Genomic DNA, 11150 nt, shown 5'->3' with positions numbered 1-11150 from the left:
AGAACGCGAGATGACACCTGAATCGGTTATGGCGCTCGGCACCGAGGCGATGAAAGTCGCGCTGGCGCTGGCCGCCCCGCTGCTGCTGGCGGCGCTGATCAGCGGCCTGGTCGTCAGCCTGCTGCAGGCCGCCACCCAGATCAACGAAATGACGCTGTCGTTCATCCCTAAAATTCTGGCGGTGGTGGCCACCATCATCATCGCCGGCCCCTGGATGTTGAACCTGCTGCTGGACTACATGCGCACCCTGTTCAGCAACCTGCCAACCCTGATCGGCTGACCGTGCTCGCCTTCGACAGCGCCCAACTCACCGTTTGGCTCAGCCACTATTTTTGGCCGCTGCTGCGCATTCTGGCGCTGATCGGCACCGCGCCGATATTCAGCGAAAAGCAGATCAGCAAAAAGGTCAAAATCGGCCTTGGCGGGCTGATCGTCATCCTGATCGCGCCGACGCTGCCCGCCAGCAACATCCCGATCTTCTCCGCCGCCGGCCTGTGGCTGGCGATCCAACAGATTCTGATCGGCGTGGCGCTGGGATTGACCATGCAGTTCGCCTTCGCGGCGGTGCGCCTGGCGGGCGAAGTGATCGGCATGCAGATGGGCCTGTCGTTCGCCACTTTCTTCGATCCCAGCGGCGGCCCGAACATGCCGGTGCTGGCGCGCCTGCTCAACCTGCTGGCGATGCTGCTGTTCCTCAGCTTTGACGGCCATCTGTGGCTGATTTCGCTGCTGGCGGACAGCTTCCATACCCTGCCGATCCAAACGCAGCCGCTAAACGGCAACGGCTTCCTGGTGTTGACTCAGGTCGGCTCGCTGATCTTCATCAACGGCATGATGCTGGCGTTGCCGCTGATCTGCCTGCTGCTGACGCTCAACATGGCGCTCGGCCTGCTCAACCGCATGACGCCGCAGCTGTCGGTCTTCGTGATCGGCTTCCCGGTCACCATGACCTTCGGCATCATGACGCTGGGCATGATGATGCCGATGCTGGCGCCGTTCTGCGAACACCTGTTCGGCGAAGTGTTCGATCGATTGGCGGCGGTGATCGGCGGCATGACCTTCTGAATCCGGCGGCCCCTTCCTTCCCCCTCTTCCGCCTAAGACAAAATGGCAATAAAAACGCTTTCTTGGGACAAAAGCCTGAGAAACGGCTTTTATCCGGATTAAGGTTCAAATGTCTCCGGCGGCTTGAATAAATAAAACCCCGACCTAGAATAGACCCGGCAACAGAAATATCGCTTGTACCACGCTAGCCATCAGCGGCGATAAAAACGTTGACTCCCAAGTGAAAATAAAAAATAACGCAGTCACGCAGGGTTAAATGCGCGACAGATAACTTACACCCTGAATAAATGCGTCCGGCGCCCGCCGGCTGCAGGGCGCAGCATCGACCTTTGCTAACCACAGGAGCGAGTTCATGATTAAAGCGAAAAGCAACCGAAAAGCACGCCGGTTATTTGGTTTGACCCACTGGAAAAGCAACAAGTTTAGAGTTTCGTTTACCGAGACGGACGACGGCGGAAAATGGAAAGTGGAGAAGAAAAAGAAATAGCAGCGCTATTTATCGTCAGGGAAATAATATCTATCGCGATTTTTCCGCCACTGATTTCAATAATGCCGTTACGCATTAAACAGGGGTGACAATCTTATTATTACTTTCCTGATGAAAAAAAGGCGCGTCACTCAGTCAGTAGTGGGAGAACGAGTGACGCGCCAAACGAGTGCGCCCGGTTTCAAGAAGCCTCCCTCCCCGCGGGGCGGAGAAGGCGTTTTCTAAGCGCACTAAAGGGAAACCCGTCGCGGTCAGGCAACGGGGTATTGCTCTTAACGATTCATCTGGAACAGCGACATGCCCTGCATATCGCTGAAGGTTTTATACGACGCCTGCAGCGCCGCCTGCTGCATGAAATAAGACGAGATAGACTCGGCCAGGTCGGCATCCGTCAACGCGCTCATCTGGATCTGGTTGGTCATGTCACGCTCTTTACCGATGCTGTCCAGCTGATCCATCTCCTGCAGCTGGCTGCCCAGCTCGGCGCGCACGCTCAGCACGTTGTTGTAGGAGTTGTCCAGGCCGCGGTTGGCTTTCGCCAGCGCATCGTTCACCTGCTGCTTGGTGGCCTCGTCGGCGCCCTGCAGCGGAGTTTTCAGCGCGTTCAGCGCGATATCGATGCTCTCGAATACGTTGCTGACCGGCGCGCTGCCGTCCGGCTCGGGCTTAGGGTTGCTGGTCAACGACATGAACACCGCGTTGCCGGTATGGCCGATGGTCATGGTGCGGTTGGCGTCCACTTTCTGCTGAACCGTCTTGTCGCCGCCCTGATAGCTGACGGTGCCGCCGTTATCGACGAACGGCGCCTTGTCGTTCACATACCCGCCGAACATATAGCGGCCGTTGCCGTCGGTGCTGTTGGCCTGATTCAGCAGCTGATCTTTCAGCCCCTGCAGCTGGGTGGCCAGCGACTGGCGATCGTTATCGCTTTCGGTGCCGCCAGCGTTGACGATCAGCGCCTTCATGTCCGCGATGGTGGAGGTCGCGCCGGCCAATACCGTTTCTTCCATCGACACGTTCTGACGAGCGAAGGTGCGCGCCAGCGTGTACTGGCTGTTTTCCGCCTGCGATTGCGACAACATCACCGCGCGCGACGCCGCCAGCGGATCGTCGGACGGGTTGATCACCCGCTTGCCCGAAGAAAGCTGCTCGGCCGCCTTCATGAACAGCGACTGGTTGCCCGTGATGCCGTTCATGTTCTGTTGGTACATCATGCTGGTGCTCATGCGCATGCTGTGGGTTCCTTACTCTGAGCGACCGGCGCCGTTATCGGCGCCGATTAACAATGAAATCAACGAATATTCAGCAGCGCGTCGAACAGCGAGCTGGCGGTCTGAATCACCTGCGCGTTGGCCATGTAGTACTGCTGGAAACGCAGCAGCTCGCCATACTCTTCGTCAAGGTTGACGCCGGACATCGACTGCTGTTGCGCGCCCAGTTGCGTGACGATCTTGGCCTGCGACGTGGCGATGGCCTTGGCGGCAGCGGTCTGGTTGCCGACGCCGCTGACGATGCCGGCGTAAGCGCCGCTCAGGGTCGCCTTGCCGTCCACCAGGTTTTTGGTCTGCAGATCCAGCAGCTTCTTGGCGTTTTCGTTATCGCCGCGCCCGCTGTCGTCTTTACCGGCGGCGGCGATCTTGGACGAATCGGTGATGGCCACTTTCAGGTTGCCCGCCACGTCGCTGACCGGCTTCACGGTGAAGCTGTCTTTGGCTTGCGCATTGCCGTCGATGCTCACTTCCAACCCGTCGAAGTTCAGCGTCGGTTTGCCGTCAGCGCTGGTGCCCGGCGTCGCGTTGACTTTCACGTTGTCCGGCAGGCGGCTGACCTGCCAGTTGCTGCCGTCGAACTCGACGCGATAATCGTTGGCTTTCACCTTGCCGGTATCGGTGTAAGCGACCGACAGCGACGCGTCGCCGGTGTTGCGGGTGTTATCCACCACCCGGCCGCCGCTGAAGCTGAAGAAGTCGCCGCCCGCATCGCCGTTCAGATCGAAGCCGGCGCGATGCTGTTGGTTAAAGCTGTCCGCCATCGCCAGCGCCAACTGGCCCAGTTGATTGCGCACGCCGTCCAGCGTTTCGCTGCGGAATTTCAGCACGCCGCTCAGCGTGCCGCTGGTGATCTGGCCTTCCGGCACTTCGCTGGCGCCGTTGCCGCGGTTATAGCCGATGGTCAGACGGGAAGGATCGCTGCTGGAAGGCACGGCTTCCACCTGATAGGTGTTGCTGCCCTGCACCAGCGTCAAGCCGTTGGCGAAGGAGACGGTATAGGCGTCGCCGTCCTGCTGCGTGACCTGTACGCCCACCAGCTGGTTCAATTCTGTGACCAGCTGATCGCGCTGATCCAGCAACGCATTCGGCTCGCCGGCGGCGCTGCCGCGCAAACGGGTGATCTCGTCGTTCAGCTTGGCGATCTGTTGGCCGTAGCTGTTGATCTGCTGCGCCGTATCGCTGATCTGCTGATTAACGCCGTTATCCATGTCACGCAGGAATTTATCGGTGTTGTTGAACTGGTTCACCAGGCCGTTAGCCTTGCCCAGCACCGTCTGGCGCGCGGCGTCGTCACCGGCGTTGCTCACCAGGTTCTGCAGGTTGGTGAAGAAGTCCTGCATGTTGGTCGACAGCGGGTTGGTCTTGCTCGCCAACAGGTTGTCGATCTGTGAAATCTTCTCGTAATAGGCGTTTTGCGCCCCGAACGCGCTTTGTGCGCCGCGCAGCTGGTTGGTGATGAACTGGTTGTATTCGCGGTTGACGCTGGTGACGGTCACGCCGTTGCCGATAAAGCCGCTCATGGTGGCCATGCCGCCATTCTGCGCCAGGATCGCGGTCTGGCGGTTGTAGCCCGCCACGTTGTAGTTGGAGATGTTGTTGCTGACGGTACTGAGCGCCACCTGAGCCGCATTCAGCCCGCTCATCGCGGTATTGATTAAGCTATTGGACATCGGAATTCCTTATGCTGCGGCGCCGGTGGCCCACAGGGTTCTTAATTGAGCTGCTGAGCCTGTTCGCTCAGCCTGTTTCGGTTATCGGCAAAAATGAGAAGAACTTGAGGAAAAAAAGCGGCAATGCGGTCAGCATCCAGCGAGCCTCCATTACCGCCTATCCCCTAAATAATTGGCGCTGCAGCAAGACGACAAGCAAGGGAGACCCCGGGAGCTTGGTTAAGCCAAGTGACCGGGGCGAGCTTGTGCAATCAACGCCGCTGCGGCGTCAAGAATGACGGGGATTTAGAACAAATCGTTCAGATCGTGGGTATAGGCTTTCACCGCCTGCTCCCCCGCGTTCTTCATCTGCTGAATCACGCTGACCAGTTTGCTGGCGTACTGCGGGTCGGTGGCGTACCCGGCGCGTTGCAGCGCATGCGCCGCCTGCTCCGGGCTGCGCGCAGCGGCCACATCGGCGTAGCGCGGGTTGTTGGTCAACAGCTTGACGTAATCGGCGATCGCTTCCACATAGGAACCGTAGACGCGGAACTTCGCCTTCACCTTCTTCGCCGCACCCTGTTCGAACTCGGTGGTGGTGATCTCCGTCACCGGCCCGCTCCAGCTGCCGCCGGCCTTGATGCCGAACAGGTTGTAGCTCGGCGTGCCGTCTGATGTCGGGATCTCGCGCTGCCCCCAACCGGACTCCAGCGCCGCCTGCGCGACGATCAGCTGATGCGGAATGCCGCTCTGCTGGCTGGCGACCTTCGCCGGTATCGACAGGCGAGCGACGAAGTTGCCGTTGTTGAGCGACAGCGGCGCGGCGGCCGGCGGGGCCTTCGGCATCGCCCGGCGCACCATTTGCTCCAGCGCCTGGTTCGGCAGCGTTTGCAGCACCTCGTTGTCCAGCGCCATCGGCGACAGGCCCGCCGTTTCGCTCGGCACCGCGTTGGCGTTGCTCATCTGCTTGACCATCATGTCGGCCAGCCCCAGCCCTTTTTGCGACATCTGCTGGGCGATTTGCTGGTCGTACATCGAGGTATACAGCCGCGTTTGGTCGCTGCTCAACACCCCGTCCTGCGGCAAGGCGGAACGCATGCTTTTCAGCATCATCTGCACGAACATGCCTTCTACCTGCTGCGCCACCTGCTTGAGGTTGCCCTGCGGGTCGGCCGCCGCGTCGCGCTTCAGGCCGTTCAGCGCCTGGGCGTCATAGGCCGCGCCCGACATCGCCATCAGATCGCCGGCCATCAGATGATTTCCAGCTTGGCGCGCAGGCAGCCGGCGCTCTGCATCGCCTGCAAGATCGACATCAGATCGATCGGCGTGGCGCCCAGCGCGTTCAGCGCCCGGATCACGTTGTTCAGGTTGGCGCTGGCGTTCACTTTCTGCAGCGATCCGCCCTGCTGTTGCACCGAGATCTGGGTGTTAGGCGTCACCACCGTCTGGCCGCCGCCGAACGGCGTCGTCGGTTGGCTGACGGTGTTCTGCCGATCGACCACCACCGACAGATTGCCCTGGGCGACGGCGCAAGAATCGAGGATCACATCGCGGTTCATCACCACCGACCCGGTGCGCGAGTTGATGATCACTTTGGCGTCCATCGCCCCGACGTTGACGGTGATGTTTTGAATCTCCGCCAGGAAGCGCACCTGAGAGCTGTTGCCCTGCGGCACCAGCACCTGGATCGTGCGGGCGTCGAGCGGCGTCGCGGTGCCGCCGCCGCGTTGGCGGTTGATGGCGTCGCTGATCTGCTGCGCCAGCGTGAAATCCTCGTCGTTCAGCTGCAGGTTGAGTACGCCGCCGCTGCCGAAGGTGGTCGGCAGCTCGCGCTCGATGGTGGCGCCGTTGCTGATGCGCCCGCCCGCCAGCTGGTTGACCTGCACGCTGCTGCCGCCGGCCGCCGCGCCCGCGCCGCCGACCAGCACGTTGCCCTGCGCCAGCGCATAGACCTGGTTATCCACGCCTTTCAGCGGCGTCATCAGCAAGGTGCCGCCGCGCAGGCTCTTGGCGTTGCCCATTGATGAGACCACCACGTCGATGTTCTGCCCGGCGCGCGAGAACGGCGGCAGTTTGGCGGTCACCATCACCGCCGCCACGTTTTTCAGCTGCATGTTGGTGCCCGGCGGCACGGTGATGCCCAGCTGCGACAGCATGTTGCTCAGGCTTTGGGTGGTGAACGGCGTCTGCATGGTCTGGTCGCCGGAGCCGTCCAGCCCCACCACCAGGCCGTAGCCGATCAGGGCGTTGTCTCGCACGCCCTGCACCGTCACCAGATCGCGGATGCGCTCCGCCGCCGCCGGCAAGCACACCAGCCCGACGCACAGCGCGATAAACCATTTTTTCAGCATCAGTCAATCCTTAGAACGGTGAAACATTTAAGAAGAAGCGCTGCAGCCAGCCCATGGTCTGCGCTTCGTTGATATAGCCATTGCCGACGTATTCGATCCGCGCGTCCGCCACCTGCGTCGAGGTGACCGAGTTGTTGCCGCTGATGGTGCGCGGGTTGACGACGCCGGAGAAACGAATGAATTCGGTGCCCTGGTTGATGGCGATCTGCTTTTCCCCCACCACGTGCAGGTTGCCGTTGGCCAGCACCTGGTTGACCGTCACCGTAATGGTGCCGTTGAAGGTGTTGTTGGCGTTGGCGCCGCCCTTGCCGCCGAAGGTGCTGTCGCCGGAAATGTCCATATCGGCGCGCGCATTGCCCAACAGGCCGTCAAGGTAACGCGGCGAGGTGGCGACGCCGAACTTGCTGGCGCCGTTGCGGCTGGCATTGGCGGAGGAGCTCTTGCTGGCGCTGACGTTTTCCTGCAGCACGATGGTCAGGGTGTCGCCGACGTTGCGCGGACGGCGGTCTTCGAACAGCGGCTGATAGCCGTAGTTCATCGGCTGCACCGTCTGGAAGATCGAGCCGTTCGGCATCGGCGCGCTGGCCGGCGCGGGCTGCGCCGTGGTCGCACCGTCCACCAGCGGTTTATGCGGAATATAAGCGCAGCCGCTCAGCGTCAGCATCACCATTCCCGCCAGCCAGCGTTGTCCCTGCCGCGGCAGGATTGCCATCGAATATGTGGTTACCACGGGTATCGCCTTTGTTTCACGAAAGAGAATGACGGGCGCGGCATGCCGGGCCCGTCAAGGACAGATTACAGTTGCGTCAGCTTTTGCAGCATCTGATCGGAGGTCGATACCGCTTTGCTGTTGATCTCATAAGCGCGCTGAGTCTGGATCATGTTGACCAGCTCTTCCGCCACGTTGACGTTGGAGGTTTCCACGTAGCCCTGATACAGCAGACCGGCGCCGTTCAGCCCCGGCGTGCTCTCGTTCGGCGCGCCCGAGCTTTCGGTTTCCTGATACAGATTCTCGCCCACGCTCTCCAGACCGCTGTCGTTGACAAAGGTCGTCAGCGTCAGTTGGCCCACCTGCTGGGCGGTGGTTTGCCCCTGCTGGGTGACGCTGACGATGCCGTCGCGGCCGACGGTGATGGACAGCGCGTTCGCCGGAATGGTGATCGCCGGCTGCACCTGGAAACCGCTGGAGGTGACCAGCTGGCCGTTCTGATCGATCTGGAACGACCCGTCGCGGGTGTAGGCCTGGGTGCCATCCGGCAGCATCACCTGGAAGAAACCCTGCCCCTTGATGGCGACGTCTTTGCTGTTGTTGGTCTGCGACAGGTTGCCCTGGCTGTGCAGCCGCTCGGTCGCCACCGGACGCACGCCGGTGCCGATCTGCAGACCGGAAGGCAGCGTAGTCTGCTCGGAGGACTGCGCGCCCGGCTGACGCATGGTCTGGTACAGCAGATCTTCAAATACCGCACGCTGGCGCTTGAAGCCGTTGGTGCTGACGTTCGCCAGGTTGTTGGCGATCACGTCCATGTTGGTCTGCTGCGCGTCCAGACCGGTTTTGGCAATCCATAAGGATGGAATCATCGGTTATTTCCTTGCTGCTTAGCTCACTGAGAGCAGTGAGTTGGCACGCTGTTCGTTTTCATCCACGCTGTGGATGACCTTCATTTGCATTTCAAAACGGCGGGCGTTGGCGATCATGTCGACCATGGTCTCCATCGGCTTGACGTTGCTGCCTTCCAGCACCCCGGGCATCACCCGCACCTGCGGATCGTTTTGCAACTGATTGCCGCGCTGCTGTTGGGTTTCCGGCGTCAGGCGGAACAGTCCGTCGTCACCGCGCATCACTTCGCGCGCATCGGCCTTCACCAGCTTCAGGCGGCCGATCTGCGCGATGGTGTTCGGCGGATCGCCGGCGTTCAGCGCCGAAATGGTGCCGTCGGCCGCGATGGTGATCTCCGCCGACGGCGGCACCTCGATTGGGCCGCCGTCGCCCATCACCGGCATCCCCTGCACCGTCAACTGCCCGGTGGAGGAAATCTGAATGTTGCCGTTGCGGGTATAGGCCTCACCGCCGCCCGGCAGGCTCACCGCCAGGAAACCGTCCTGCTGCAGCGCCACGTCCAGCGGGCGCGCCGTGTAGTTCAGCGCCCCCTGGCTCATGTCGGCGCCCGGCGTCGACGCGGTTACCAATGTGCGTGTCGCCAGGCTCGGCCCGTCGACCGGCACCGCGCGCAATGCGGCGAGCTGGGCGCGAAAGCCCGGCGTCGACGCATTGGCCAGGTTGTTGGCGGTAATGGACTGCTGTTCCAGCGTTTGGCGCGCCGCGCCCATCGCGGTATAAATCGCGTGATCCATAACTCGGCCCTATCAGCGCAGGCTAACCAGCGTCTGCAGGATGGAGTCCTGCGTCTTGATGGTCTGGGCGTTGGACTGGTAGTTACGCTGTGCGACGATCATGTTCACCAGCTCCTGGCTCAGATCGACGTTGGAAGACTCCAGCGCGCCGCTGGTCAGCTTACCGAAGCCGCCGCCGCCCGACAGACCGACGCGCGGCTGACCGGACGCGCCGGTTTCCTGCCACACGTTATCGCCCTGCGACGCCAGCCCTTCCGGGTTGGAGAAGTTGGCCATGACGATCTGGCCCAGCACTTGAGTCTGCTGGTTGGAATAGATGCCCACCACTGTGCCGTCGTTGTTGATCTGGAAGTTGGTGTATTCACCGGCGGCATAGCCGTCCTGCGCCACTTTGCTCACCGAGTCGCTGCCCACGTTCTGCTGCATGCTGCCGGCGAAGCTCAGGGTGAAGTTTTGCGCCGGCGCGCCGTCTTTGGCGGCCATCGGGATCACCATGCTGAACTCGCCCGGCGCGCCGTTGGTGCTGGTGGTTTTGACCAGGTTGCCGCTGGTGCTGAACTCCATGGTGCCAGCATCCACCGGAGCCGCGCTGCCGTCCTGGGTGTAGACCTGCCACTTGTTGTCTTCGGTCTTCACGAAGTAGGCGTTGATGTTGTGCGCGTTGCCCAGCGAGTCGTAGGCGGTGATGGTGTTGACGTAGTTGTAGCTGTCCTGTTTGGTCGGATCGAAGGTCTTGTTCTCCGGCACTTTATGGGTGGACTTCAGGTTGGCCACCATCTCGCCGGAGGTGGACGCCTTGGCGTTCATCATGCCTTCAGGAATGCTCAGCGGCACCGGGTTGGCGCCCTGCTGGATGGTCGGCGGAGAGCCGGCCGCCGGGTAGCCGGTCAGCTGCAGACCCTGCATGTTGGTCAGGTTGCGGTTCTCGTCCAGCTTGAACTGGCCGTTGCGGGTATAGAAGATGCCGCCATCTTTATCCTGCATGCGGAAAAAGCCGTTGCCGTTGATGGCCACATCCAGCGCGCGGCTGGTGCCGGTGGTGGTGCCGCCCTTGAAGTTCTGGGTGATGCCGGACACTTTGACGCCCAGCCCGACCTGCGAACCGGCGAACATGTCGGCGAAGGAGACGCTGCCGGATTTGAAGCCCGCAGTCGCGGAGTTGGCGATGTTGTTACCGATCACGTCCAGGTTGGTTGCTGCCGCGTTCAAGCCGCTGACTGCCTGAGAAAAGGCCATGTTATTCTCCGAATAGTGGTCAGGCTATCGTCCGATTGAGCCTGATGCTTGGGGTTATAAGATCTGTCGCACGTCTTCCAGGGTGGCGTTGCCCGCCAGGCCGAGATCCAGCTTGGCGCCGTTGCCGTCGCGGATCACGCCGTTCACCAGCCCGAAGTGCAGGCTGCGCGCCACCAGTTGCTCGCCGTTGCCTTTGGCGTTAATCGCCACTTTGTAGGCGCCGTCGGGCGCGGTGGAGCCGTCATCCAGCGAGCCGTCCCAGGTGAAGGCGTGCACGCCGGCGGTCAGGCCGCCGATTTCAATGGTGCGCACCACCTGCCCGCTGGCGTTGGTGATGGTGGCGGTCACCTGATCGGCGGCGCGCTCCAGTTCCACGCCGAACGGCGTGGTGCTGACCTTGCCATCCTTGCTGCCGACCAGAATGTTGTTGCCTGGCACCATCACGCCATGACCGATCAGCGCGGTGGCTTGCAACGACTGGTTGCTGTTGATCTGGCCGGAGATCGACCCCAGCGTGGTGTTAAGCTTTTCGATACCCTGAACGGTGTTGATCTGCGCCAGCTGCGACGTCAGCTCGTTGTTCTGCATCGGATTGGTCGGATCCTGGTTTTTCAACTGCGCCACCAGCAGCGTCAGGAAGCTGTTGTGCAGATCCTGGCTGTTGGTATTTTTGCTGTTGTTACCGATGACGGTGTTATCCAACGACTCGTTGGTGGTTGCGGCAATAGCCATGGGAAGC

12 protein-coding genes are annotated in these 11150 nt (G+C 61.4%); 3 read left to right on the top strand and 9 right to left on the bottom strand.

Going from position 1 to position 11150, the window contains the following annotated elements; translation table 11 throughout:
- Positions 1 to 10: 10 nt before the first annotated feature.
- The 3 genes from fliQ to sra all read left to right on the top strand — a co-directional run bounded on the left by fliQ (position 11) and on the right by sra (position 1552).
- Positions 11 to 280 (top strand): flagellar biosynthesis protein FliQ, encoded by a 270-nt coding sequence (gene fliQ / locus ACJ8KE_RS03165; protein WP_004934803.1) that lies wholly within the window; start codon positions 11 to 13, stop codon positions 278 to 280.
- Between the two features lie 2 nt (positions 281 to 282).
- A complete protein-coding gene (gene fliR, locus ACJ8KE_RS03160) occupies positions 283 to 1065 on the top strand; it encodes a flagellar biosynthetic protein FliR (protein ID WP_016927304.1) in 783 nt (260 codons plus the stop codon).
- Positions 1066 to 1417: 352 nt separating this feature from the next.
- Positions 1418 to 1552 carry a stationary-phase-induced ribosome-associated protein gene (gene sra / locus ACJ8KE_RS03155; protein ID WP_016927303.1) on the top strand — a complete coding sequence of 45 codons (135 nt, stop codon included), beginning with the start codon at positions 1418 to 1420 and terminating at the stop codon, positions 1550 to 1552.
- 272 nt (positions 1553 to 1824) lie between these two features.
- On the opposite strand, the gene flgL is transcribed toward sra, so the two are convergent.
- From flgL to flgD, 9 genes are all read right to left on the bottom strand, one after another.
- On the bottom strand, positions 1825 to 2784 hold the full coding sequence (flgL, locus tag ACJ8KE_RS03150) for a flagellar hook-associated protein FlgL (protein WP_016927302.1): 960 nt from the start codon (positions 2782 to 2784) through the stop codon (positions 1825 to 1827).
- 59 nt (positions 2785 to 2843) lie between these two features.
- Entirely contained in the window at positions 2844 to 4493 is a 1650-nt protein-coding gene (flgK, locus tag ACJ8KE_RS03145; protein ID WP_016927301.1) for a flagellar hook-associated protein FlgK, read from the bottom strand.
- Positions 4494 to 4778: 285 nt separating this feature from the next.
- Positions 4779 to 5723, bottom strand: coding sequence for a flagellar assembly peptidoglycan hydrolase FlgJ (flgJ, locus tag ACJ8KE_RS03140; RefSeq protein ID WP_049299127.1), 945 nt, complete (start codon positions 5721 to 5723; stop codon positions 4779 to 4781).
- The gene (locus tag ACJ8KE_RS03135) at positions 5723 to 6823 is read right to left on the bottom strand and encodes a flagellar basal body P-ring protein FlgI (protein ID WP_004934816.1); all 1101 of its coding nucleotides are present in this window, start codon (positions 6821 to 6823) and stop codon (positions 5723 to 5725) included. Before ACJ8KE_RS03135 ends, flgJ begins: the two co-directional genes overlap by 1 nt.
- Before the next feature lie 10 nt (positions 6824 to 6833).
- A complete protein-coding gene (flgH, locus tag ACJ8KE_RS03130) occupies positions 6834 to 7535 on the bottom strand; it encodes a flagellar basal body L-ring protein FlgH (protein ID WP_004934817.1) in 702 nt (233 codons plus the stop codon).
- 83 nt (positions 7536 to 7618) lie between these two features.
- Positions 7619 to 8401 (bottom strand): flagellar basal-body rod protein FlgG, encoded by a 783-nt coding sequence (gene flgG / locus ACJ8KE_RS03125; protein WP_049299126.1) that lies wholly within the window; start codon positions 8399 to 8401, stop codon positions 7619 to 7621.
- An 18-nt stretch (positions 8402 to 8419) separates the two neighbouring features.
- Positions 8420 to 9175, bottom strand: coding sequence for a flagellar basal body rod protein FlgF (locus ACJ8KE_RS03120; protein ID WP_016927299.1), 756 nt, complete (start codon positions 9173 to 9175; stop codon positions 8420 to 8422).
- 12 nt (positions 9176 to 9187) lie between these two features.
- Entirely contained in the window at positions 9188 to 10411 is a 1224-nt protein-coding gene (gene flgE, locus ACJ8KE_RS03115; protein ID WP_016927298.1) for a flagellar hook protein FlgE, read from the bottom strand.
- 54 nt (positions 10412 to 10465) lie between these two features.
- On the bottom strand, positions 10466 to 11143 hold the full coding sequence (gene flgD / locus ACJ8KE_RS03110) for a flagellar hook assembly protein FlgD (RefSeq protein WP_016927297.1): 678 nt from the start codon (positions 11141 to 11143) through the stop codon (positions 10466 to 10468).
- Positions 11144 to 11150: the final 7 nt, after the last annotated feature.

This window comes from Serratia sp. CY56464, from assembly GCF_052168435.1.
GTDB lineage: Bacteria > Pseudomonadota > Gammaproteobacteria > Enterobacterales > Enterobacteriaceae > Serratia > Serratia marcescens.
This window is presented reverse-complemented; position numbering and strand designations above follow the sequence as displayed.